We start from the raw sequence: 22,431 nt of genomic DNA, 5'->3' as shown, positions 1-22,431 counted from the left end.
CGATCAATTTAAAATCAGAAATAATTATGCAAAATCTTTTAATGGTTTTAAAACCAGAATATTAAGTAAAATAACAGCATTAACATTTATCCAACTTGTAAACGTATTTGTCTTTAAAAGAAATATGAACAATATTAAAATCTCAATAATTTAATAATGCACTACGGGTATTAATTATAACAAAAGACCTCATCTGAATTGAATGAGGTCTTTTCTTATTTTTTTTGAAGCTGAGTAAAATCAACCTCATCTGATGCAGTTTTTATTTTTCGTAAGGGAAATTTCTGGATACTTTTCTCATCATACTTTCGACTACATCGTCGGGAGAATAGGTAATACTATCGTCCATTGTTTTCATAAATCTCCACAACAGTTCACCATCGTTAGCATCATTTATTGTTAAAGTTAATGTGCTGGAACCAGTCTTACCGCCTACCCCGCCAAATATTATTGCCGAAGCGATTGCACCTGCTTCAGTTTTACTTTGTTGTTGTTCAAATTTTCCACTAATGACTGCATCAACACCAAGAATTTTTGCAATTTCATCTTTCGTCATTGAATCTAAATTATCTTCAATTCCGGCTTTCTTCAGCAGAATGTTTGTTTTATCGATATCTTGAAATTTTACCGAATATCTTTCCTGTTTTCTTAAAAGAAAAGTGTACATGCTTGACTGTATGTTTTTTGCCATTTTTAATTCCTGAGCTTGATTCGCTTCAGCACTAAAGTTTTTTGGTTGTTTTTTATAAATAATGGTCGTAGGAAAAGGAAGAATAGCAACGATCTTTTGACGTGCAATTTTTTCTTTTATGTCGGATACAGCGAAAACTTGTTTTTGACTGAATGCAGTAATTCCGAAAAGCATTAATAAAATAAGTAGTGTTTTTTTCATCGTTTAAATTGTTGAAAGTTAATTTTTTTAAATTGTTCGAGCGCAAATATATATTAATTCAGCACATTTACCAATAAATAATTGCAGTCATCTTTCTGATAAAAAGGATTTAATAATATTCTTCTGTCCGAATGAATTTTCGCCACAGACTGAGCAAAACTCTTTTCTATCGAGTGGAAATGTTTTGCGTAAGTGAGGTTTTAAAAATGTTTCTCAAAATTGGGAGACTTTGCGGACGGGGGAGAAATCTATTTTGAAAGTTCAGCATTTGAACGGAAAAATGTACGAATATATTGGTGTTCCAAGAAATACATATATCAAAATGGTCAACGCAGATTCGCCGAGCCGTTTCGCAAGAAGACAAATTTACGGTGGAGGTTTCGTTTACAGAAAAAATGGTGAAGCAATGCAGGATTAATTCCTTTTGTTTTCAAATTTTAAAAAGTACAATTTCGAAGGAGATTGTGCTTTTTGGTTTAGACGTTTATATTTTCGTAAATAATTTTCTTACCAACTATGATCAAAGTAAGCGACTTTGTGAGGTAGAAAATATTCACAACTGCTTGACATTTTGCTTAATCAAAAATATTTATCTAATTCTCTTAAAGTTCAAATTAACCTGGTCGGAAGTAATGTTTAAAGATTTACCAGTCAATTTGTATTTTCCTTTGAAGTAATAAATGGGTTTAGATGTTGGTGATTTGTCTTTAAAGTCTGAAAATATTTCCTCATCATTTGCAGTTTGCAGTTTTAAAGAATCTCTGGTAAAAGAGTAAATGCCGCTATTTGATTTTTTGAATTCGTTTTTCTGGAGGATCTGAAAAGAATTTCCCGCTTCGAAATATAACCGATCTCCATTCGCTGTATTTTCCCAGGTTCCATAAAATTCATTCAGACCCATATATTTCTTCTTCATTGCCGAAAGCAGTACAAAAAATCCGATGAATACCAATGGAATATAAAAAAACTTCACATTTTTCGCTTTGAGCATCCATTTTGGTCTTTCGTCTTCTGAAAAGAGTTGAGGTTCTGTTATGAAATATCTGTAGAAAGCTTTGTAGTCGGACAAGAGAACAAAAAATGCCATCATCGTGAGTAAAAGTGCCATCCATTTTGCTTCATCGATTCCATAGGCGAAATCCATTAAGGTGATATTAACGATAAAAGTCAGAAACAAAATAACACCAAGTCGCGTTGTTTTTCTGAAAAATAGTAGGATTGAACTTATAATTTGAGTAACGGCGATCACAAGACCGTACCAATAGGAGTAGCCGTAATAATACCAGGTTAACTGAAAGCCGGAAAGTGAACCGATCGGTCTGTCATAAACGCTTGGTTGCGAAGTAAATTGCGTTTCTAAAATTTTGGCAAAAGCATAAGAAATAATAAATGTTGCTAAAAAATATCTGCAAAAGGTGTACAGATAAAAGTGGACTTTTTTCCAGTTCATGGTTTAATAATTTGCGTTATTGTTTTTTTTATGTGCTTAAAAGTAACTAAAAAAACACTTCGAAAGAGATTGTGACTTTTTTGATTTGAAACTTTGAGTCAATGAGTTTTTTGTAATAGTGTTATAAAGGCTAAGATACTTTTCAATTCGATTAGAATTAGTTTAAAGGTTCAGTAAAAATTTTCTTAAATATCTTTCCTTTTCAAAACCCGTCCTCTCGGTTCATCACCCTCAAAAAGTGCAATTTCAGAATGCAGGAATTTTGCGGCGGCGGCGGAATCTTTTACTTTAGTGGCAGTTCGTTCCAGCATTTCTTGTTCAAAAGAATTTAGTACACTTTCTCTAATTCCATTCTCTCGCCAATTTGATAAAGGTTTGCAATTTTTAAAAATTTCCCGAACCAAAGATAAAGCATCGAGTAAAGCTTGGTTTGCACCTTGACCTTTGAACGGACTCATCGGATGCGCAGCATCGCCCAATAAGGTGACCGAATCTGCGTTTTTTAGCATTTCAGAATCGAGCAAGTCGCGATCGTAAACAGGATAACCTGTAATTTTGTCTTCATCTGTTAGTTGCAAAATCTCTGGAATGGGGCTGTGAAAAGGAGTCCTTCTAATTGCTTCATTTTTAAGAGCTAACTTCCCGTCGTCACTTAGTTTTTTTGCGGCTGATTCTTCTATGGGAAAACTGAGTTGCCACATGATTGAATTTTGGTCGAAAGGCATCATATAAATTCTTTCCTTTCCGTTTGCTGTTTGAAAAACAGTTTCAGAATCCAGTAAAGAATTTTCTAAATGTTGAAGTTTAGAAAGTTCACAAATACCTAAAATCACCATGCAACCTAAGTATCTCAAGGGAAATTTTTCTTCGGGAATGATCGTTTTTCGAACGGCACTTCTAATTCCATCTGCACCAACAAGAAGATCTGTAGAGTAAATTTTCGGAATATTATCTTCTAAAAAATGAAGCTGCAATTTTCCGTCAGAATCTTTTTTATAACCGGTAAATTGGTGATTCCATCGTACTTTATTTTCTCCGCCCAACTGTTGCAGCAATTGCAAACGGAGATTTTGACGGGCAATATGAATATTGCTTCTTTGAATATTGTTTTGGGTCGTAAATTTTTCAACTGTTCCCAGCCATTTTCGCATTCCCCATTGTCCCACAATTTTTCCATCTGGCGCATGTACAACATGATGGTTGGAAATAATACCGTTTTCTAAATTAAAAATTCCAAAATTTTCTAAGGTTTTTCTGGCTTGTTGCAGGGTTAAACCATAACCTTGTGAGCGCTCATTAAAACTACCGTCTTTTTCGAAAATGGTAAAAGGAATACCACGATGCAAACAGCCGATTGCTAAAGCGATGCCACCAATTCCTGCTCCAATAATGGCAACGTGTGGATAATTTTCATCTGGAAGAGGAAAGTTTTCGGAATGAATTATTCCGGAGCCTGAACAATCCGGGCAAATCATAAAAGTTCCTTCCGGCCGAATTGGAGCCGTTCCTTCGCTATTTGTTTTTTCAAAGGCTTCTAATTCAGCTTCGTAACGAAGTCTCAAACTCTTTTTGATCCTTCGCTTTTGTTTGCCAAGTCCTTGACAATAGGTACAAATCGTGAAAGAAGTTTTTTTGTTTTCCATTTTTTAGTTTGATGTTCTTCATCTGGTTTTTACAAAAATAAGAAGTATTTCTTATTGTAAATTTCTCATTATTAAACCGGTCATTTCTTTTATCCAGGTCAGCATTCCTTTTGGATCCTGCATAATTCCCCATAAAACTTTAGGAATAGAAGGCAAAATTTCCAGAATCAAAGCCAGGAGAGGGATGAAGAGTAAAGTCCAGAACTGGTGTTTATATTTCGGTTTTACATTTTGCAGAAGTTTTTGAAGTCCTTCCAAACATTGTTTACGATAATGGTAAAATAAAAGCCCATCTAAAAGAATATACGAAGCAAATCTTAACGCAAAAGCACTTGCCAAACCTGCGGGCATAATAGTGAGATTGATAATGAGAATATTGACTGCGATGGGTAAAAAAAGGATCGCGCCGATCAATACTGTTCTGTTAATAAGCAATAAAATTCCACAAACGATTTGACTGATCCCGATAAAATATTTAAAAGGTTGCTGATCAAATAAATACCATCCGATCTGCATCAAATTTAATTCACCGATCGGCTTTTGTAATTCCAGCGGAGTTAAACTAAACTGACCTTCTGTTAGTTTTCCATAACCGTAAGAAATGAAAGTTGCCGCAAGAAGAAATCTTATCGCGAGGATCAAATAATCGAAAAATTTAGAATTGCTTATTGATGCGAGTGTCATTCAAATTGAGAAATAATGTTTAGCGTGCAGCTTTTTTTAAACTATCGCTAATTGCTGTTTTTGCATTTTCATTTTTCGGATTCAGTTCAAGAGATTTTTTATAGGCTTTTATTCCTTCTTCCTTTTTTCCTAAAAGCAGAAGACATTCTCCCAAACTATCAAAAGTGTTGTATGCATTTGGGTATAATTTGGTATTCAAAGTAAATATTTGCAGAGCGTCATCTTCTTTTTTATCAGATAGAAGTTGATAACCCAAACTATTAATTTCGTTTTCACTAATATTATAGTCCGATTTTAATCCTTTCTTGTTTTCGGCCTGTATTAATTCAATCTTCTTTGCGATCGGATCTGATTTAGAAAACAGTTCAGCGAGCGGAGTCAGGTTCAATTCACGCTCCTTTTGAACTTGTTCTTCAAGACTCTCAACACCATAGTATTTCCGTTCTTCCGCAGTAATTTTTGTCGGGTCCATTGTGGAACGTTTCCATTTCTCGCCATTTTTTTTGGAAAACTGAGTGCCATAGATCTGGGGCTGATCTCTGCTGAGTAAATTGCGGTCGATGGCGGCTGCTAAAAGCCAACGGTTAATTTTGGGATCGATGTCAATTGCTTTTCTCATCTGTTTCACTGCCATTCCATAAGCGATAGAATCAGAGCCGTGCTGGAAGATCATGGCGGAATGATAATAATCTTTTCCTGTAATGATCTGGTCCGCTTTTATCATTTCATAAACACGACTTTCCCGTTCTTTATCTTTCATGCTAAGGGTTTTCCAGTCGATGTCTTTTACCATTCTGGCGCCTTGATCTTCGCTGTACATTTTTGCAAGTTCTGCATTATCGGTTTGGGAGAAAGCCGTAAATGGAAGGAGAAGGAGAGCGAGTATTTTTAAAAAGTTCAATTTTTTCATAACCGTAACTGTTTTTTATTTTTAATGAGTTTGATTTGAGGGATTTCAAATATACAGAAAGGAAATTATTTTAAACCGCACAATTTTTTTTGAATTAAAAATTACATTTCTTTTACTAAGTAATCTGCGCCCCGACCTGAGTGGAGCTCATTTTTTTTGCATGGGAAAAAGCGCGGGAAAAAAATAGCGGGAACGGAGGGCGGAAAAAGGCGCTCAAAAAAATGTAGAAATATTGATAAAGAGCGACTGATTATTTATTTCAAATTATCTAAATGTTCGGGTAAAATAGAATATTCCGACTTTGGATCGTCGAATTTGTAAACGCTCAAAACGCCGGATTGTTCGTAATAGGCGTGCTCAACCTCGGAAAGAAATTTAATTCCCTGTTGACGGAGAAGCATATAGACTTCGAATTCATCGATGTCGTCTTCGGTAAAGTTTTCTTTTAGAAGTTGGCCGTTTTCCACGAGTTTCGTGACTTTGGGATCTGTAATTTTTCGGACAGGTTCGTATTTAATGCCAATGTAAACGTACAATTTTTGAAAGGCGGCTATGAGTGTGATCACTGTTAAAGCCACAGAAAGTGGAACGGAAGGATACATCATGGCGTCACCAACTGCGCTTCCCATGGCAACGATGAGCAAAACATCTGCGCTGCCAAGTCCACCAACAACGCGTTTCCCGATCCACCGAATGATGAGGATTGTATACAGCATGATGATACTGACGCGCAAAATAACTTCTAAATAAATAAAAAGTGTGAAATCGCCAAAGAATATTTTGCTGAGATCAAAGATATATTCGCTGCCTTCTATCATATTGTTATTTTTAAAATTAGGGATGAATGACGAAAAATAGGAGAAGCAAAAAAGACGCCCAAATGAATGAACGCCTTGTGAGAAAAGAAAAAATTTCTTTTGATTTTAATGATTTCTCAATCGTCCCATTATGGTATCGAGAGAAGTTTTTAATTTATCTGAAGCTTCTTTTACGGCTTTTTCTACGGTGGTCGAATGGCTTGTTACCACGGTTGGCTGCATTCCTTTGATGCGTGCTTCCATGACACATTTCTTGTCGTTGCCTGTGCTTTTGTCACCATTTTCATCGCTAATTTTTACCTCGATCCGCGTTAAGTGATCGCTAAATCTGTCAAAATCTTCGGCAACAGAAGTTTTGAAATAGGTGATCATTTCCGCAGTTCCTGTTATATTATTATCGGTGTTGATTAAGATTTCCATTTTTAAATTATTTTATTTGTTTCTAGTTTGATAAAGATAAATATTCTGTTCTAATTCAGGGAATCAATTCGGGTGTTTATGACCAGTTTAACATATTTGAGAAGAACTGTAGACAAATATTCCTTGTGTTATAAAATTTTTCTTTTTAAAAACAAGACTCGTTCCACAACTAAATCTGCGATGCGATCTGAACAGAACATTTTTTATTGTTGACCGAACAGCTTCGAATTTGGTTGTGAAAAAAAAAGTTTAAAGGTTCTTGTCGTTGATAATGAACGCGTAGGAATTCATCAGAAATTTAATGAAGGATCAGGGTTTTGTCGCCGTTTTTAATTTCAAATATTCTCCCACCAAAATAGCGGCGGGGAAATAAACTTCTTCTTCGCTGACCGCATGTTTCGAAACTTCTTTTTCAAATTCGATAACTTTGGGTTGGTTTGCAGCGGTTGAAGCTTTTTTTAATTCTTCGATATAGGCTTTGATCAGCTGATGTTCGGCGCTTAGGTGATCCATTTGTGATCTTATGTTTCCGCTGAACTTAATAATGTCCTTTGTTTTTTCCGGAAGTTGGCCGCTGACTAATGAAGGTAATAAACCCAATGGCGGTAAAATAAAATCTTCTTCCTCCTTGAAATGATGCAGCATTAATTCCTGTAGTTTTAAAGAAAATTTCGCGCTGCTGTCTTTAATTAAAGTGAACTGATGAAGTTGTGCAAGAAGTTCTGCGTGCGTATTTTTTAAGGTTGAAGGTACTTCAGGTTTGCCTGGAAATTGGGTGAATGGTTTTTCGCTTTTCGGCTTGCATTGAAGCATGAAGACCAGGGAAAATAGATATAATAAAGCTTTCATCGTTTTTGTTTGTATCAAAATTACACAAATTAAACAGACAACATTTTAGGAGGATCGCAAAGAAATTTTTCATTAAAAAACCTCATTTAAAAATTAATTTAAATGAGGTGATATTATAAAACTGCTTGATTTAAATTCTCTGCTTAACTTAATTAAAAATGACGAATTTATTTTTCGAACTTATTTTTTCTCCTTTGCAGCAGATTTTTTATCAGAATTTAAATGCGCAAAACCATCTTCTTTGCCTCTGTTAAAACCAATGTCAAAAGCATTGTTGCTATTCACTTCATTTTTGGTGTCATACAAACCTTTGTTTGAAATTGCTGAGGGTTGGTAAGTGTCATTAACAGCCGCAACAGGCGAAGTTCCCTTATTTTGAACAGATCCTTCAAACTCTGTTCGAACAGATCGCTTTTGAGCGGTGAGTCCGAAATCAGTCGGAATTACAACAGGCAACTGTTTGGTTACCGACAAATATCCCTTCGAATAACCTTTTTCATAGTTTTCATTCGTTTGGGAATACAGTTTTGGCGCAACTAAAAAAAAGACGCCTAGTAAAATCAGCTTTTTCATGATAAAAATTTTGCGGTTTCGAATTCTAATTTTTAAAATACAAACGTTGTATTTTCAGAAGTTAAATTTACAAAATTATTTCGAAAAAAATTATTTATAATTCTTCGCTCCAAATTCTAAGTTCAATTTTGAATTAATAAACGTATTTGAACTTTCTACATTCATTTCTGCTTTATTCGATCCACGGTGATCACACGATTGGTAAATAAATTTATGGTGATCCTGATATCTTCACTTTCATTAGAAATGTAAATATTCTTCCCTCTTTTTTCAAAATTTATTTCTTCGGTGTTTTGAATGATTTCAAGAAGCGTTTTTTCAATCTCCATATTTGATAATTTTAGATTGAGTTTTTTATTGATCCTGCCATAAACCAGATCGGTGTAGCAAATTTTGGATAAGATTTCTTTCTTACAGGTGTTCATAGTCGTTCATTTTTATCATTGACGGATAGTAAAATCGCAATCGTTTTTAATCGTCTGAGCTTCCACAAAATAAATAAAATTTAGGGATCCTACTGTCACTTTCTAAACCACCCAAACCTTCAAAAAAGAGATCATCGCCCAATTCTTTGGGTTTCATCTGTTGATCTAATTGGTACATTAATTCCAGAGCTGAGAAATTTTTTCCGTTTTCAGCATGAAGACGAACCTGAATATCGGCTTGAAATAAACCGAACTCACTATTGCTTTCATCATCAAAGAAATCCTCATCTTCTAAAAGAGTTTCGTTTTCTGCCAAACCATTTTCTTCGATCCAGGCCATAAAGACAATATCAACCACTGGGTTTTCAATCACGATTTCGTTAGGATTCCAGGATGATTCTTGCTTCTTGATTTTGATTTGATATTGCGAAATAGCTTCATTAAAACCTTCTTTAGAATCATATTCTGTTTCATTAAAGTTCCAGGCAATATTATTGAGTAAGTCCATTTTTGTTTTTGATAATAATTTTAATGATAAACTAAATGATGCAGATATAGTTTCCTTATAATCTGGTTATTAGCAGCCGTGAAATAAAAGACCAAATTTTCTTCGTACAAAATAGGAATAATTTAGGATTAATCTCGAAAAAACCTCTCCTAAATTTCTTTAAGAGAGGTGAATTCGTTGAGAATCAAAAGTTAGAAAATTCTTTAAAAAATTCTAAAAATTATTTTATCATTTTTAATCTGATTCTTCCACTTTTAATTGCTGTAATATTTTCCAATTCCGATAGAATCAAAAGTAAAGGCATTATCGTTATCAGATTTATCTAATTTTTTACTGATGGTCAATGCCCATAAAACCAATTCTTTGCAGAAATTTTTGTCGGCTTTGCTCAATTCTGAGGCATATTCTTCGACAACATCATTCAAAGGCGTGATCTTCTGCAATTTCGCAAAATACGCTTCGTCGGTGTCGTCGTAATTTAATTCGACCACACTTTTATTGAACCAGCTGATAATATCGGTGTATGCATTTTTCTGACCTTCCTTTTCCAGTTTTGAAATTTTAGGGAAAATACTTTCAAACTGAACCATCACGGCTTTGTCGATCAAGATTTTCGCAACGTGATCTGCACCTTCCTGTTCACCTTCGTAAACCAGTTCGATCTTTCCGGTGATGGATGGAATAATGGACATGAAATCTACCAGACGAATGGTTGCTTTTTCTGAGTCTGATTCGATCAATCGCAGTTTCGCAGCGGCCATTAAATTTTCCATGGCGCTGATGGTTAAACGCGCACTAACGCCACTTTTAGCATCTACGTATTCGCTGTCCCTCGCGGCGAAAGCAACTTCTTCTAAAAGATTTTTTGCCAAACTAGAAATGGTGATCTGCGCTTTATCTTCCGCAGAAATTTTTGCTTCCTGCTCCGTAATTTGTTTTGCAAGTGCAATAGTTTTTGGGTAATGCGTAAAGATCTGTGATCCAATTCTATCTTTCAAAGGAGTAACAATACTTCCTCTATTCGTGTAATCTTCCGGATTTGCAGTGAAGACAAACTGAATATCCAAAGGCATTCTTAACTGAAAACCACGAATTTGAATGTCACCTTCCTGCAAAATATTAAATAAGGAAACCTGAATTCTAGCCTGTAAATCGGGAAGTTCATTCAAGACGAAAATACAGCGGTTCGCACGTGGGATCATTCCGTAATGCAAGACGCGTTCGTCAGAATAAGGTAATTTCAAAGTCGCTGCTTTGATCGGATCGATGTCCCCAATTAAATCTGCTACATTTACATCTGGAGTCGCTAGTTTTTCGTAAAATCTGTTAGAGCGGTGAACCCAGGAAATCGGAGTGAGATCGCCTTTTTCCTCGATCAAATCTCTGGAGTACTTTGAGATAGGGTGAAAAGGACTGTCGTTAATTTCAGAACCTTTTACGATGGGCATATATTCATCTAAAAGATTCACCATGCTTCTTGCGATCTTTGTTTTTGCCTGTCCACGCAAACCTAAAAGATTAATGTGATGTCCGGCAAGAATTGCTTTTTTCAATTGTGGAACTACGGTGTCTTCGTATCCCCAAAGTCCTTCGAAGACCGGTTCTTTCGCTTTAATCCGGGCAATTAAATTCTGCTGAATTTCTTCGTTGATGGTTTTATCGGTGTACCCTGAACTTTTTAATTCTTTAAATGTGATATCTTTTTTCATGTATTTATTTCTAAATTTATTTTGAAACATTCTGATTGAAGTCTCTTATCTATCAGTCTATTATCTAATATTCTTCTAAATTCTTTTTATTCTATTTTTTTCGTAGTCTTCAAAGATCATTTCTCCTAATCCGGAAAGTCCCGTTAAGAAAGCTTTACCCTGATTTTGAGCCGTAAAAGCTTCCACGAATTTCCGCAGATAGGGATCTTGCGCGATCATAAAAGTGGTGATCGGAATTTTTAGTTTCCGTGCTTGAGCGGCTTTCGTCAAACACTGGCTAACAATCATTTCATCTAAGCCATTGCTGTTCATGTAAAATTCTCCTGTTGGTAATTGGATACAGCTGGGTTTCCCGTCGGTGATCATAAAGATCTGCTTGTTCGTATTTCTTTTTCGACGCAAAATGTCCATTGCTAATTCCAGTCCGGCAACAGTGTTTGTATGATAAGGTCCAACCTTTAGATATGGTAAATCCTTAATTTTGATAGGCCAGGCTTCGTTTCCAAAAACGATAATATCAATGGAATCTTTCGGATATTTTCTTTTGATCAATTCCACCAAAGCCATGGCGACTTTTTTTGCCGGAGTAATTCGATCTTCGCCGTACAAGATCATGGAGTGACTGATGTCGATCATCAAAACCGTGCTCATCTGCGCTTTGTGCTTTGTTTCTTCGACGATGAGGTCATCTTCCGTCAATCGAAGATCTGTAATTCCGTTGTTGATCTGCGCATTTTTTAAACTCTCGGTCATATTGACGGTTGAAAGATCGTCGCCGTATTGAAAAGAACGGTTTTCTCCATCGCGTTCGTCACCGACACCGACTTTTTTGGTGTTGTGATTTCCGATACCGCTTTTTTTAAGTTTTCCGAAGATCTGATCCAGAGCAAACTCTCGCAATGCTGCTTCCAACTTTGCGGTGAGGATGTTTTTTCCTTTTCCGGTTCCGGTGTTTCCATCTTTGTCTTTTTCCTCTTCTTTAATGTAGCCGCGTTTTTTCAGATCTTCTTCAAAATCTGCGAGGGTATATTTATCGGTAAAAATGTCATATTCTTTATCCAGCATTTCGAGCCATTCGAAGGCTTCTTCAATATCGCCAGAAGTGTGGGTGAGCAAGTCTTTAAAAACATCAAAAACCCGATCGAAATGGGAAATTTCTTCGGGGGTATGTTTGGTGAATATAAAGCCTTTGCCAAAATTAAGGTCTTTATTCGTCATAATCTATTCTGCATTTATTGCAGGCAAGGTATAGAAATATCGTTCCAAAAAGGGGTGGAGATAAATAGAAAATACTGATGATGGTGATGGGAATTTAGGTAATGAAAATTGAATTTTTAATTTAATTGAACGATGTAGCATAGAAATGAAATCTGCGCTATTGGATAAATTTCCTTTTTTTTGTTACCCTTAAATTAACGCTACAATATCAATCAGCAAGTAAACATTAATTTTTCATTTTTGAAAAAAATTACTTCTGAATACTTGACTTTCAAAGTATTTGTACAAAAAAAACCAATCCCAATTCTAGTCCCGATTGCAACGGCATCCTTTTATGAAGCGCAGCGGAATAAAAGATATAGTGGAAAGGAGGTCAGTTACTTCGGAGAAAATTTAACATTCTTGCTCTTAAAAAAAATACCCTCCAGAAAATCTAAAGGGTAGAATATTTTTGTAAAATTTTTAAATGCGGTCGGAAATCATTTCTTCTTCCTCGGCTTCATAAAGATAGCGCTCCTTGCTGTCGTTCAACTCATCCATCCAATCGGTGTGATGTTGAGCAGCCACGGTTCCGGTAACGACACTTTGATAGGTTTTGTCGCGGTAAGTGAGGATGTTGTCCTCTTTATCCTGAAGCCATTCCTTGAACATTTGGGCAACTCTATCGACATTGAAATGCGGATAATCGGAAAGAGAAAGTAGGTCTTTAATATAATCAGACTGAAAATCGACATTGTCTAAACTACCTTCCAACTGGTCATTTCTTTCTAACCATCTGTCGATATCTAAACGTCGTTCCGCTTCTGTTGGCAAGGTTAAACGGTTCATCATAAAGTCGCGGGCAACCCACGCTTGTGCATCGAACATATTGAAGGTGTAATATTGATCCTGCATTCCCAGATAAATGAGTTGCGGCAGTTGATTGAAGAATATGCCTTTGTATAAATGATCGGGGAAGAGATTATTTTTGGTTTTCAATCGAAGTTCATCTGGTAAAAAAGGGAATTTATGTTGATAACCGGTGCACATAATTACAGCGTCGTAATTTTCTGTCGTGCCATCTTTAAAGAAAGCGGTTTCTCCTTTGAAATGCGTGACTAGCGGAAATTCTTTAATTCCTTCAGGCCAGTCGATTCCAATCGGATTGGTTCTGTAACTTAAAGTAACCGATTTTGCGCCGTGTTTATAACACTGAACGCCGATATCCTCTGCAGAGTAACTGCTGCCGATGAGCAAAATATTACGGTCCTTGAACTGATCTGCACCTCGAAAATCATGTGCATGCATCACGGTTCCAGGGAAATTTTCGATTCCTTTGAAGTAAGGCATGTTCGGTGTAGAAAAATGTCCGGACGCTACGACCAGGTAATCCAGCTCTTCAGAATAGGTTTTGTTGATTTTTAGATCATCCAGAATAACGTTGAATTTTTTGGTGTCTTCATCAAAATTAACCCAGCGCACGCAGGTATCGAAACGGATGTAATCACGAGCGTTGCTTTTCTTGATTCGTCCCTGAATATAATCGAACAGAACTGGTCGTGGCGGATAAGAAGAAATAGGTTTCTTGAAATGTTCGTCGAAAGAATAATCAGAAAATTCTAAACATTCTTTCGGCCCATTGGACCAAAGGTATTTGTACATGCTGCCGTGCAAAGGTTCGCCGTATTTTCCAACGCCTGTTCGCCAGGAATAGTTCCACATTCCGCCCCAGTTGTCCTGTTTTTCGAAGCAAATGATTTCGGGCATAGCGTAACCTTGATCCTGCAAAGCTTCGAAAGCACGAATTTGCGCTAAACCACTTGGACCTGCACCAATGATACCGATGCGTTTGTTTTTCATTACATTTTTATTGATCATGAACAATATTTTAGGTAGAAAATCTGTCTTTTAAAAAAAGCAAATTTTCCAGATTAATAATAGCTTGTAAAAAATTTCTGTTAAATGCAGAAGGAAGAGAGTGAGTCTCTAAAGATGGAAATTAACAGATGAATCATCGATGCGTAATTTCCGAAATGAATTTTTATATTTAAGCAATATTGCTAAAATACGGATTTTTTTGCGGAATTCCTAATTTGATAAGATTAGAAATGATAAGTGAAGATTTGATTTTGTATTTCGAAACGGTAAGAAAATCCGAAACTTAGGTGTTTAAGTGCTTATTTTTTTAGGCTTTGAAAGGAATGAAAATCGAAGCGGTTTTTGAATGCAAACCTAAAGATTACACAATTTAAATGCTGCAAAAATTGCTTTAGATTGTCGGTAAGTAAAAAATAGGTGAATGAATTTTTAAGATCGATGAGGTTATCAATTGAGATTAATAATTGGTTAAATCAACAACTTTCCCTTCGTCTGAACTTTCCAAAGCAGCTTCGATGATTTTCATATTCTGAATAATTTCAGATCCTGGTGAAGGTAGTGTTTTGCCGAAAACGATATGTTCGTAAATATCCTGATAATAATTCATGTAATTTCCGGGTTCGGTGGAAGTTAGAGTTCTTTCGGAATCTGAATTTTCTTTTAAATAGTTCAGGATACCGTCGGTTCCTGTCAGAGGTTTCGTCCAGTCTTCGTTATAAGTTGGAATGGCTCCCGCTACTAATTCCGTTTCCTGAGAATCAGTTCTTTCCTGTAAAAAACTTCCTTTGTTGCCGTGAAGAATATAGGCGTAATGTGCTTCTTTAGTGAAAACGGAAGATTTTAAACGCACTCTTAAATCATTTTTATAGTAAAGTAGAACTTCGAAATAATCATTGGCAAAGGCTGAACCTTTCATCGAAAATATATCGGCAAAAAGTTTTTCGGGGAAACCAAATAGTTGCGTCGCCTGATCGATAAGATGAGAACCCAGATCATGAAGCGCGCCTGAACCTTTGAGATTAGGATTTTCTTTATGTTCTTTTGCGCTCGGTTCGGTTCGAAATCTGTCGAAGCGGATCTCGATTTCTTTTAAAGTTCCTAATTTTCCTTCTTCTAAAATTTTTTGGACTTGAAGATAATCGCGGTCGAACCTGCGGTTTTGATAAACACTCAGGAATAGATTTTTTTCTTCAGCCAACTTTACCAATTCCAAAGCTTCGGAAATATTTACGGTAAAAGGTTTTTCCACAATCACGTTTTTTCCAGCTTCCAAAGCTTTTTTTACATATTCGAAATGGGTTTGAACGGGCGTGTTCACGACGACTAATTCAATATCTGCACTTTGAAGCATTTCTTCTACAGATCTGTAAATGGTTGCGTCGGGATATTTGGCTTTGGATTCTTGCTTTGATCGTTCGACGATCGCAGCCATGAAAAATCCCGGATGTTCTGTTAAAAACGGCGCGTGAAAAACTTTTCCACTCATTCCAAAGGCGCAAAGACCGACTTTTATCAATTGCATATTGTAAATTTTCAACAAATGTATTTATAAAATTGGTGATTTGCAGGATTGTGATTTTCTAAAAAGAGAATTTAAAATTCTAAACCAAAATGAATTTGAAAATTTCTATAATTTTTTAAATCTAACTTATTTTAATAATTATTTCGCCAAACCTTTGTATATCCTTATAAAATTGTACTTTTGAAATCTAAATTTATAACATACTATTATGAAAGACCTAATCGAAAAAATCAACGCAGAATTTGAAACATTTGCAACTGAATCAACTTCATTAGCAGAAAAAGGAGTGAAAGCTGCAGGTGCAAGAGCAAGAAAAGCAACTTTGGAACTTGAAAAATTATTAAAAGAATTTAGAAAAGTTTCTATCGAAGAGTCAAAAAAATAGTTTTTTGATTGATTCTTTAGTAAATAAAGAAACTTTTTTATAGGTTAGGAGCGTTTTTTTAATTATTCTAACCTTATATTTTCATTATAAAGGCTGTCGTTTTTTAACGGTAGCCTTTATTTTTGGTCCTTTTTTTTAATTGCTTTTATAATAATTTTCTCGAATTTTAGTATAAGATGTACTTTAAAAATTTTCGAACAAAAAACCAGTTTAAATTCTAGCCCCAATTAACTCCCTTTCTAATTATTTTATCTGAATCGTCGAAACTCGTTCCTCTTTTTGTAAGGGCATCCTTTAACGAAACGGAATAGAGAAAAAGATAAAGTGGAAAGCGGGACTTAACTTGTGACAAAGACAAAACCTTGTTGATTCTAATAAAACAGAATCCTTTTAAAAAAACCATATTTTTTTTGCCTTCCCTATGTAATCTAAGTTACAGACTTTGAAAGATTTAGTCTTTAACTTTGATAAAAATAAACATGGCAAAAATAGTAATTCTTGGTGCCGGGATTTCCGGTCATACCGCCGCCGCACAATTAAGACGGAAATTAGGTAAAGAACATGAAGTTCTCGTAGTTTCCCCAAACAGCAATTATCAATGGGTTCCTTCTAATATTTGGGTGGGAGTTGGAAGAATGAAATCGAAGGAAATTATTTTTCCGCTCCAGCCTTTGTACAAAAAGAAAGGAATTGGTTATATGCAGGCAAAAGGAGTGAGTTTTTTCCCAGAAGGTGATGCCGAAGAAAGCAAACCTTTTATCCTCGCAGAATATGTGGTTGGAGAGAAAAAGGGACAACAGGAAAAAGTGACTTATGATTACCTCATCAATGCGACCGGACCAAGATTGGCGTTTGATCAAACGGAGGGTTTGAAACCCGGAGAGAATAATATGTTTTCAGTTTGTACTTATGATCACGCTGAACATGCAGCTGCAGGATTAAAAGAGTTGGAAGAAAAACTCAAAAAATCTGATAAAAAATTGAAAGTTCTCATTGGAACTGGTCACGCAAAAGCAACTTGTCAAGGTGCAGCTTTTGAATATATTCTGAATGTTGAAAATGAACTTCGCCGAAGTGGTTTGCGCGATAAAGTTGAAATTACGTGGATTTCTAATGAGTACGACCTTGGAGATTTCGGTATGGATGGAATGTTGCTCGCTTATCAAGGAATGAGAATGAAATCATCTGAAATGGTGGAAATGGTTTTTGAAGATCGTGGAATTAAATGGATTTTGAAAGCTGGCGTGAATAAAGTGGAAAATGGAGTGGTTCATTACGAAACTTTAGATGGTGAATATAAAAGCGAAGAATACGACTTTGGAATGTTGATTCCAGCTTTTGCAGGGCATCCTTTCAAAGCTTACAATAAAACTGGTGAAGATATTACGTCGAAATTATTTTCTGGATTTATGATTGTTGACGCCGACTACACGCAGAAACCGTATGAAGAATGGAAAGTTCAGGATTGGCCAGAAACCTACCAGAATCCGAGTTATCCAAATATTTTTGCACCTGGAATTGCTTTTGCACCACCACATTCTATCTCCAAACCAAGGATCAGCAAAAACGGAAATCCAATTTTTCCCGCACCGCCAAGAACAGGAATGCCGTCTGGAATTACTGCGAAATTAGTCGCAGATAATATCATCGCAGAAATTTTGAATACCAAAGAAAAAATTCACAAAGGATCGCTTGGAAATATGGGAGCAGCTTGTGTAGCTTCGGCAGGTTTTGGCTTAACCAAAGGTTCTGCGGTGAGTATCACAACTTTTCCAATTGTTCCTGATTATGTGAAATATCCAAAAACGCATGGTCGAGATATTGATAAAACGTTTGGCGACATCGGTTTAGCTGGACATTGGGTGAAATACGCATTGCATTTTGGTTTTATCTATAAAGCGAAAATGAAACCTTTTTGGTGGTTGATCCCGGAATAAAATTTTTAAACCACAAAGTCACAAAAGTTTTTAATAGTTATTTAAAAGTTGGCAAAACGCACATAGAATACAGGTTTTACTTTTTGTATCCTTTTGAAATATCTCCTTTTTATATTTGTCTTTTACCACTTTTTGCGGTTTAAAAAGAGAAATTTGCTTTTACTATTAATTATCAATGATCAAAAATCTCTAACAACTAAAATCTAAAGAAATGTCTGAAAGAATATCAAAATACCAAAAGTTCAAAATGCAGAATCCGTTTTTGCAGTTTTTCAAATTTATTTTCCTCAACCTGAAAATTATGCGCGTAGTTGCGGAAGGTCACGGCGGAACGAGGGATTAAGAATTTGATTTTCTATAAAACTAAAGCACTTCTTCGCTTGAAGGAGTGCTTTTTTTGTGCTTTTCAAATTCCTTTTCGTTCGTTTCCTGCGACCATTTATTTTTTAAATTATATTTTGAAAAATCAAGGTCAATAATAATTGAAAATCTGAAATCATAATTAACCGCCGTTTCGTAATAATTTGCAGAAATCCAGCGCGCAAAATCTTTCGATAAAACCATTTTCGAATTTGTTTGGAGACTCTTTGATCCGAGACCAAAATCGCTTTACAATTCTTGATTTTCCCAGTTTTATCGATAAAGTAAGAAGGTATTTTTACCCCATTTCGTTTTTTCAATATTCAAAATTTCGAAAATTTTGTTTTTAAAAAGTACCGTCGCATTATCGAATTTTGGGTACTCTAAAATGCGGTCATCAATGATCGTTACATTTAATTTCGGATTGAGCTTTTTTAAAGAATCCACTTTTTTTAACTCCGACAAATGATCATTAAGTTTTGCATTTTTCTCTTTATAACTTTCTTTATCAAATAAAAATGTGCCTTTTTCTACCACCAATTTCAGGGAAGGTTTTGTGGTCTGACTAAAAATTAGAAATGGGAAAACTAAAAAAAGCAAATTGAAATATTTCATTATTTTATATAAAATCAACCATTGAAGGAATCTCGGGTTTCTGTGCGTGCATTTGATTGGAGTTATACTGTTGAATGATTTTTTCCATTTTGTCAATTCCCTGTTGTCGAAGTAAACCCGTGTTTTCAAATATAAAATCTTCGATAATTTGATTACTTATTTTTTCAAATTTGAAAGAATCAATCAGTTCACTAATAAAATAATAAGGAACCTGTAGAAAGCCAGTTTTTGAAGCCCAACCTAAAGTCGCCGCTATTTTGTAATTTTTATTTCTTAATTTTTTGCCGCAATTTTCACACAGTAGCACTTTCATTTCTTTCGGAAAATTCCACACCGAGCAGTGGTGAATGTGAAAACCCATGATTGGTTTTCTTTTCGCTGCACAATTTGAACAGGTCGAATTCCTAATCCTACCTTTTAACATTCCCAATTCAGAACCTTTAAAAAAATGACGTTCCAATTTAATCCATTCAAGTAATTCTTTGGGAAGATTGCGGGTTTTGATTTCATTTTCAAGAATCGGAACTGCAATTTCTCGTAAACTTTTAGATTCAAATGTTGCGATTCTGATGATTCTGTCATCATCAAATCTTTCGTAAGCATCGGTTAATTCTTGCGAAGTCAACATTTGGTAGAATTTAAGAATTATTTTGAGGTTTAAATTCGAAGCTACTCACTCTTCCAGCGTTTGGCGTTTTACTTTCTGTACAGGCAAAAACGTACTTTCCATCTGGAGATAAAGTTAAGAAGGAGGGATTGAGAATATTTTTTACGGTGGTTACTTTGGAGAGTTTTCCACTTTTCATATTCAATTTGTAAACATAAATTCCTTCTGCAGTCTTATCTCTGTTGAATGAACCAAAAAAAACGTACGTATTTTGCGAATAAAGATTGATGAACGTCAAAATTAGAGCTGTTAATAGTATCCCTTTTTTCAATTTTTCAAAGTTTTTTGGTCTTTAAACAGCTTGCATTTCTCATTAGTTTATTTTATTTCAGAAAGCGTATTTACTGTAAGTTTTCTTAAATAATAAAAAGAAATAATGTTTATTAATCTTCATCATAGAAATTTCAAGAAACTTCTAAAAATATGTCAGCGGGATACTGATCCTGCTTTTTCGATTGTAAGTCGTGAAGATTTATAGGAAAGAAAACGTTATTTTTTACATTAGTTTTCTAAAATTTGACTAACTCAACTCTTCTGTTTATTGCTTTATTTTCTTCATTATCATTATCTACCAAAGGTTTTTCGGAACCGTAACCTTTCGCTTTAAGATTAGATTTGTTAATTCCACTTCCAGCCAAAGTATTTAAAACGGAGTTTGCTCTTTCATCAGAAAGTATTTTGTTTCTCGTGGCACTTCCAGAATTATCGGTATGCCCTTCGATCGATATTTTTAAATTAGGATTTTCTTTCATTAATTTCACGATCTCCTCAACGATCACTGCTCCATCTGGCTTTAAGGTAGATTGGTCGGTATCAAAATTAATATTCAAGATTGCTTTCCCCTTTGCAGAAATGTCACTTAACATCTGTTGTGAAGTATATTTTTTGATGGTTTGTTGAAAGGGTTCTATTTCCATAATAAATATTTCTCCCTGTGCAGAATTAGACTGAACATTCACCATATAATTTTTACCATTATTTTTAAAAGCGTACAGTGAAATAGGATCCGTCGAAGCAGATATACCTACCGTTCTGTATTTTCCACTATACATGTTTTCTTTATTGATACTTCTGGACTCATCATCTGATGGAAGGGTGCCTTGATGGATCTTTTTGGCACCTAAATCATCTAAATAAGATAAAATGCTTTTATCAAAAAACCGCTGATTGTAATCATCTCCTTCGAAATGAATAACGCCTAATCTGCCTTCAGTAGTATAAAATCCACTACCTGTGTAATTTTCCATTTTTTCATAAGGAAAATATTCAGAAAGTCCTTCTTTTTCATTTGCAATCTTCCAATTTTTCGGAGCGGTAATAAAGGGAAAGTTTCCTATGTCCTTTAAATCAGGCATTTCTTTCCAGTTAATTGTAGTCATCTCTTTCTTTTCCTCACTACCCGTGTTTTCATCTGCCTTTACTGTTTGACTTTCGATATTTCCTTGCGTACTTTCTACCTTTTCTTCTTTGTTGTTTTTGCAGGCGGTCAATTGCGCTATAATTACAATGGCTACTAATATTCTTTGCATTTTAATTTTTTTGATTTTGTTTTTTTAATTATCAGCATCTTTTTCTGCGACGTCTCAAATATACATAAAGAGATTTATTTTACATTGCGCATTTCCCCCTAATTCCACGCAACTTATTTTATTTTTCACGGCATCTTACGGCCCGACCTGAGTGGAAATCCTTTTTATCGCTTTGCCTCCCAATCGTTGGGAAGAGGGAGGAAAAAAAGATTGGGAACGGAGGGCGGAAAAAGGCGCCTAAAATATAATTTCACTGCTCAATCTTAATTTGATATTTTCCCAAAAGTCCCGAAATCCCTGCTAAAGAAAATTTCGCTCCTTTTAAGCGGTTGTTTTCTGGATCAATAGTGTAATTAAAAGCGCTGCGAAAATCTGCTTTTTCGAGGTTCGTGTTTTGAAAAATTGTCTGTGATAAGTCACAATCGGTAAAGTCTGCACTGCTTAAATTCTTCTGAAAATTCGATTTCCCGCATTTGACAATCTTTGAAAATTATTTTCCGAATGTTAAGTTGGAAAAAAGAAGAATGATTTAACTGACAATTGCGAAACGAAAAAGCAAGTCCGAAATCATTGCACCGTTCAAGTTGAAGACCGAGCATTTTACAATCTTTAAAAGTAACATTGCGAAAAGCAGTTTCATTTAATTGAGCTAAACTCAAATTACACTCTACGAATTCACAATCTATAAACTTGAAATCGGAAAGGTTGTTTTCGCTAAAATTACAGTTTTGGAAAGTGCAGTTTTCGTATTCGCCTTTCTCTAAAGGGTTTTTAGTGAAATCTATTTTGTGGAAGGTTTGATCTTGCATAAATTTTTCTGTTTATTTAGGATCCAATAATTACGGTAGGACAACCGAGAATAATTTTTGCGCCATATCCTGCAGAATCACCAACATGCAAAGCTGGTTTTCCACCGATTAGAACAGTGCTGCTTCCGAGAGGAAATGGAGTTGATAAATGTGGTGGAGATTCTGGTGGTGGACAAATATGCATGTCTCCTAAATTCGCAGCGGGCATTCCCCCAATGAGTACGGTAGGACAACACGGTCCTACAATTACTCCACCGTGATCGGTCGGATCATTTAATCTTGCAGCATTTGGCATTTTTTTATTTTTTAGTTAATTGTTCTTGATTTTAGAAGTTCTTACAAACCAAATTTTTTGAATTTTATCTTTTTCAGTCTTCCCTTTGAGGTTTTCAATGACAATAAGCGAATCACTTGTCAGTTTATCGATTCTGTATCCTTCATCAGAAGTTGTATTGATGAAATTTCCATCTCTTTTATACTCAAAAGAAGTGTTGCTTTGGCATAAGCAGGATCAGTTCGGATATTGATTTTCACTTTTACTTTGGTCCAGTCGCCGATTAAAGACTGATTGACTTGAGCTTGCGTTTTAACAAAGAATACTAAAAAGATAAAGATATATTTGAACATAAATTGAGTTCTAATTTTTGAGGT

At 35.2% G+C, this 22,431-nt stretch carries 28 protein-coding genes and 1 pseudogene; 5 read left to right on the top strand and 24 right to left on the bottom strand.

Translation table 11 applies throughout. The features are described 5' to 3' along the window. Nucleotides 1–154 (top strand): annotated as a pseudogene (locus OA86_RS16040) (IS982 family transposase); the annotation flags it as partial. 108 nt (nt 155–262) lie between these two features. Here OA86_RS16040 and OA86_RS12945 read toward each other — a convergent pair. Continuing rightward, complete coding sequence (locus OA86_RS12945; RefSeq protein ID WP_039354067.1) at nt 263–892, bottom strand: hypothetical protein; 630 nt, start codon at nt 890–892, stop codon at nt 263–265. Nucleotides 893–1,121: 229 nt separating this feature from the next. Between OA86_RS12945 and OA86_RS12940 the strand changes: the two genes are divergently transcribed. Beyond that, a complete protein-coding gene (locus OA86_RS12940) occupies nt 1,122–1,310 on the top strand; it encodes a KTSC domain-containing protein (RefSeq protein WP_375600439.1) in 189 nt (62 codons plus the stop codon). 171 nt (nt 1,311–1,481) lie between these two features. Here the strand turns inward: OA86_RS12940 and OA86_RS12935 are convergent, their stop codons facing one another. The 14 genes from OA86_RS12935 to OA86_RS12865 form a co-directional block, all read right to left on the bottom strand. Further along, on the bottom strand, nt 1,482–2,342 hold the full coding sequence (locus OA86_RS12935) for a hypothetical protein (protein WP_039354063.1): 861 nt from the start codon (nt 2,340–2,342) through the stop codon (nt 1,482–1,484). Between the two features lie 185 nt (nt 2,343–2,527). Beyond that, nucleotides 2,528–3,985: an FAD-dependent monooxygenase gene (locus tag OA86_RS12930; protein ID WP_039354060.1), complete on the bottom strand. Its 1,458-nt coding sequence runs from the start codon at nt 3,983–3,985 to the stop codon at nt 2,528–2,530. Between the two features lie 51 nt (nt 3,986–4,036). Then, entirely contained in the window at nt 4,037–4,669 is a 633-nt protein-coding gene (locus OA86_RS12925; RefSeq protein ID WP_039354056.1) for a DoxX family membrane protein, read from the bottom strand. 19 nt (nt 4,670–4,688) lie between these two features. After that, nucleotides 4,689–5,579: a tetratricopeptide repeat protein gene (locus tag OA86_RS12920; protein WP_039354054.1), complete on the bottom strand. Its 891-nt coding sequence runs from the start codon at nt 5,577–5,579 to the stop codon at nt 4,689–4,691. 254 nt (nt 5,580–5,833) lie between these two features. Beyond that, the gene (locus OA86_RS12915) at nt 5,834–6,397 is read right to left on the bottom strand and encodes a DUF421 domain-containing protein (RefSeq protein ID WP_039354051.1); all 564 of its coding nucleotides are present in this window, start codon (nt 6,395–6,397) and stop codon (nt 5,834–5,836) included. Between the two features lie 105 nt (nt 6,398–6,502). Continuing rightward, nucleotides 6,503–6,817: an HPF/RaiA family ribosome-associated protein gene (locus OA86_RS12910; protein ID WP_039354047.1), complete on the bottom strand. Its 315-nt coding sequence runs from the start codon at nt 6,815–6,817 to the stop codon at nt 6,503–6,505. Between the two features lie 309 nt (nt 6,818–7,126). After that, entirely contained in the window at nt 7,127–7,666 is a 540-nt protein-coding gene (locus OA86_RS12905) for a hemerythrin domain-containing protein (protein ID WP_052257520.1), read from the bottom strand. 180 nt (nt 7,667–7,846) lie between these two features. Further along, complete coding sequence (locus tag OA86_RS12900) at nt 7,847–8,239, bottom strand: hypothetical protein (RefSeq protein WP_039354045.1); 393 nt, start codon at nt 8,237–8,239, stop codon at nt 7,847–7,849. A 161-nt stretch (nt 8,240–8,400) separates the two neighbouring features. After that, nucleotides 8,401–8,664 (bottom strand): DUF3781 domain-containing protein, encoded by a 264-nt coding sequence (locus OA86_RS12895; RefSeq protein WP_039354042.1) that lies wholly within the window; start codon nt 8,662–8,664, stop codon nt 8,401–8,403. Between the two features lie 46 nt (nt 8,665–8,710). After that, nucleotides 8,711–9,172 (bottom strand): hypothetical protein, encoded by a 462-nt coding sequence (locus tag OA86_RS12890; protein WP_039354039.1) that lies wholly within the window; start codon nt 9,170–9,172, stop codon nt 8,711–8,713. A gap of 254 nt (nt 9,173–9,426) precedes the next feature. After that, a complete protein-coding gene (locus OA86_RS12885; RefSeq protein ID WP_039354036.1) occupies nt 9,427–10,881 on the bottom strand; it encodes a sigma 54-interacting transcriptional regulator in 1,455 nt (484 codons plus the stop codon). A 75-nt stretch (nt 10,882–10,956) separates the two neighbouring features. After that, the gene (locus OA86_RS12880; RefSeq protein ID WP_039354033.1) at nt 10,957–12,099 is read right to left on the bottom strand and encodes a vWA domain-containing protein; all 1,143 of its coding nucleotides are present in this window, start codon (nt 12,097–12,099) and stop codon (nt 10,957–10,959) included. 462 nt (nt 12,100–12,561) lie between these two features. Continuing rightward, entirely contained in the window at nt 12,562–13,938 is a 1,377-nt protein-coding gene (locus tag OA86_RS12870) for a trimethylamine monooxygenase (protein WP_039354082.1), read from the bottom strand. 475 nt (nt 13,939–14,413) lie between these two features. Further along, nucleotides 14,414–15,478 (bottom strand): Gfo/Idh/MocA family oxidoreductase, encoded by a 1,065-nt coding sequence (locus OA86_RS12865; RefSeq protein WP_039354028.1) that lies wholly within the window; start codon nt 15,476–15,478, stop codon nt 14,414–14,416. Nucleotides 15,479–15,686: 208 nt separating this feature from the next. On the opposite strand from OA86_RS12865, the gene OA86_RS12860 reads away from it, so the two are divergent. From OA86_RS12860 to OA86_RS16035, 3 genes are all read left to right on the top strand, one after another. Beyond that, entirely contained in the window at nt 15,687–15,863 is a 177-nt protein-coding gene (locus OA86_RS12860; RefSeq protein ID WP_039354025.1) for a BF3379 family histone-like protein, read from the top strand. Nucleotides 15,864–16,342: 479 nt separating this feature from the next. Further along, nucleotides 16,343–17,800, top strand: a complete 1,458-nt coding sequence (locus OA86_RS12855) for an NAD(P)/FAD-dependent oxidoreductase (protein ID WP_039354023.1) — start codon at nt 16,343–16,345, stop codon at nt 17,798–17,800. A 211-nt stretch (nt 17,801–18,011) separates the two neighbouring features. Further along, complete coding sequence (locus OA86_RS16035; RefSeq protein WP_260241958.1) at nt 18,012–18,143, top strand: hypothetical protein; 132 nt, start codon at nt 18,012–18,014, stop codon at nt 18,141–18,143. A 20-nt stretch (nt 18,144–18,163) separates the two neighbouring features. Here OA86_RS16035 and OA86_RS12850 read toward each other — a convergent pair whose 3' ends face one another. The 9 genes from OA86_RS12850 to OA86_RS12815 form a co-directional block, all read right to left on the bottom strand. Next, nucleotides 18,164–18,364 (bottom strand): hypothetical protein, encoded by a 201-nt coding sequence (locus OA86_RS12850; protein WP_039354020.1) that lies wholly within the window; start codon nt 18,362–18,364, stop codon nt 18,164–18,166. Nucleotides 18,365–18,433: 69 nt separating this feature from the next. Beyond that, entirely contained in the window at nt 18,434–18,775 is a 342-nt protein-coding gene (locus OA86_RS12845; RefSeq protein WP_039354017.1) for a hypothetical protein, read from the bottom strand. Between the two features lie 4 nt (nt 18,776–18,779). Continuing rightward, nucleotides 18,780–19,403 (bottom strand): hypothetical protein, encoded by a 624-nt coding sequence (locus OA86_RS12840; RefSeq protein ID WP_039354014.1) that lies wholly within the window; start codon nt 19,401–19,403, stop codon nt 18,780–18,782. Between the two features lie 10 nt (nt 19,404–19,413). Further along, on the bottom strand, nt 19,414–19,713 hold the full coding sequence (locus OA86_RS12835) for a lactonase family protein (RefSeq protein ID WP_039354012.1): 300 nt from the start codon (nt 19,711–19,713) through the stop codon (nt 19,414–19,416). A 238-nt stretch (nt 19,714–19,951) separates the two neighbouring features. Further along, nucleotides 19,952–20,971, bottom strand: a complete 1,020-nt coding sequence (locus OA86_RS12830; RefSeq protein WP_052257519.1) for an OmpA family protein — start codon at nt 20,969–20,971, stop codon at nt 19,952–19,954. 250 nt (nt 20,972–21,221) lie between these two features. Beyond that, on the bottom strand, nt 21,222–21,452 hold the full coding sequence (locus OA86_RS16115; RefSeq protein WP_311316321.1) for a pentapeptide repeat-containing protein: 231 nt from the start codon (nt 21,450–21,452) through the stop codon (nt 21,222–21,224). Continuing rightward, a complete protein-coding gene (locus OA86_RS12825) occupies nt 21,388–21,780 on the bottom strand; it encodes a pentapeptide repeat-containing protein (protein WP_311316320.1) in 393 nt (130 codons plus the stop codon). The genes OA86_RS16115 and OA86_RS12825 overlap by 65 nt, the downstream gene beginning before the upstream one ends. Before the next feature lie 16 nt (nt 21,781–21,796). Continuing rightward, nucleotides 21,797–22,075 (bottom strand): PAAR domain-containing contractile injection system baseplate protein, encoded by a 279-nt coding sequence (locus OA86_RS12820; RefSeq protein WP_039354009.1) that lies wholly within the window; start codon nt 22,073–22,075, stop codon nt 21,797–21,799. 119 nt (nt 22,076–22,194) lie between these two features. Further along, nucleotides 22,195–22,407 carry a hypothetical protein gene (locus tag OA86_RS12815; protein ID WP_039354007.1) on the bottom strand — a complete coding sequence of 71 codons (213 nt, stop codon included), beginning with the start codon at nt 22,405–22,407 and terminating at the stop codon, nt 22,195–22,197. Between the last annotated feature and the right edge of the window lie 24 nt (nt 22,408–22,431).

The sequence above is a fragment of the Kaistella jeonii genome (assembly GCF_000812865.1).
In the GTDB taxonomy this organism is placed as follows: domain Bacteria; phylum Bacteroidota; class Bacteroidia; order Flavobacteriales; family Weeksellaceae; genus Kaistella; species Kaistella jeonii.
The sequence above is the reverse complement of the archived record's forward strand: the minus strand, read 5'-3'. Positions and strand labels throughout refer to the sequence as shown.

What these genes read in the sequence shown, in the direction of transcription:
- OA86_RS12945 (WP_039354067.1), bottom strand. Translation starts at nt 892, where the DNA reads ATGAAAAAAACACTACTTATTTTATTAATGCTTTTCGGAATTACTGCA.
- OA86_RS12935 (WP_039354063.1), bottom strand. Translation starts at nt 2,342, where the DNA reads ATGAACTGGAAAAAAGTCCACTTTTATCTGTACACCTTTTGCAGATAT.
- OA86_RS12930 (WP_039354060.1), bottom strand. Translation starts at nt 3,985, where the DNA reads ATGGAAAACAAAAAAACTTCTTTCACGATTTGTACCTATTGTCAAGGA.
- OA86_RS12925 (WP_039354056.1), bottom strand. Translation starts at nt 4,669, where the DNA reads ATGACACTCGCATCAATAAGCAATTCTAAATTTTTCGATTATTTGATC.
- OA86_RS12920 (WP_039354054.1), bottom strand. Translation starts at nt 5,579, where the DNA reads ATGAAAAAATTGAACTTTTTAAAAATACTCGCTCTCCTTCTCCTTCCA.
- OA86_RS12915 (WP_039354051.1), bottom strand. Translation starts at nt 6,397, where the DNA reads ATGATAGAAGGCAGCGAATATATCTTTGATCTCAGCAAAATATTCTTT.
- OA86_RS12910 (WP_039354047.1), bottom strand. Translation starts at nt 6,817, where the DNA reads ATGGAAATCTTAATCAACACCGATAATAATATAACAGGAACTGCGGAA.
- OA86_RS12905 (WP_052257520.1), bottom strand. Translation starts at nt 7,666, where the DNA reads ATGAAAGCTTTATTATATCTATTTTCCCTGGTCTTCATGCTTCAATGC.
- OA86_RS12900 (WP_039354045.1), bottom strand. Translation starts at nt 8,239, where the DNA reads ATGAAAAAGCTGATTTTACTAGGCGTCTTTTTTTTAGTTGCGCCAAAA.
- OA86_RS12895 (WP_039354042.1), bottom strand. Translation starts at nt 8,664, where the DNA reads ATGAACACCTGTAAGAAAGAAATCTTATCCAAAATTTGCTACACCGAT.
- OA86_RS12890 (WP_039354039.1), bottom strand. Translation starts at nt 9,172, where the DNA reads ATGGACTTACTCAATAATATTGCCTGGAACTTTAATGAAACAGAATAT.
- OA86_RS12885 (WP_039354036.1), bottom strand. Translation starts at nt 10,881, where the DNA reads ATGAAAAAAGATATCACATTTAAAGAATTAAAAAGTTCAGGGTACACC.
- OA86_RS12880 (WP_039354033.1), bottom strand. Translation starts at nt 12,099, where the DNA reads ATGACGAATAAAGACCTTAATTTTGGCAAAGGCTTTATATTCACCAAA.
- OA86_RS12870 (WP_039354082.1), bottom strand. Translation starts at nt 13,938, where the DNA reads ATGAAAAACAAACGCATCGGTATCATTGGTGCAGGTCCAAGTGGTTTA.
- OA86_RS12865 (WP_039354028.1), bottom strand. Translation starts at nt 15,478, where the DNA reads ATGCAATTGATAAAAGTCGGTCTTTGCGCCTTTGGAATGAGTGGAAAA.
- OA86_RS12860 (WP_039354025.1), top strand. Translation starts at nt 15,687, where the DNA reads ATGAAAGACCTAATCGAAAAAATCAACGCAGAATTTGAAACATTTGCA.
- OA86_RS12855 (WP_039354023.1), top strand. Translation starts at nt 16,343, where the DNA reads ATGGCAAAAATAGTAATTCTTGGTGCCGGGATTTCCGGTCATACCGCC.
- OA86_RS16035 (WP_260241958.1), top strand. Translation starts at nt 18,012, where the DNA reads ATGTCTGAAAGAATATCAAAATACCAAAAGTTCAAAATGCAGAATCCG.
- OA86_RS12850 (WP_039354020.1), bottom strand. Translation starts at nt 18,364, where the DNA reads ATGGTTTTATCGAAAGATTTTGCGCGCTGGATTTCTGCAAATTATTAC.
- OA86_RS12845 (WP_039354017.1), bottom strand. Translation starts at nt 18,775, where the DNA reads ATGAAATATTTCAATTTGCTTTTTTTAGTTTTCCCATTTCTAATTTTT.
- OA86_RS12840 (WP_039354014.1), bottom strand. Translation starts at nt 19,403, where the DNA reads ATGTTGACTTCGCAAGAATTAACCGATGCTTACGAAAGATTTGATGAT.
- OA86_RS12830 (WP_052257519.1), bottom strand. Translation starts at nt 20,971, where the DNA reads ATGCAAAGAATATTAGTAGCCATTGTAATTATAGCGCAATTGACCGCC.
- OA86_RS12825 (WP_311316320.1), bottom strand. Translation starts at nt 21,780, where the DNA reads ATGCAAGATCAAACCTTCCACAAAATAGATTTCACTAAAAACCCTTTA.
- OA86_RS12820 (WP_039354009.1), bottom strand. Translation starts at nt 22,075, where the DNA reads ATGCCAAATGCTGCAAGATTAAATGATCCGACCGATCACGGTGGAGTA.
- OA86_RS12815 (WP_039354007.1), bottom strand. Translation starts at nt 22,407, where the DNA reads ATGTTCAAATATATCTTTATCTTTTTAGTATTCTTTGTTAAAACGCAA.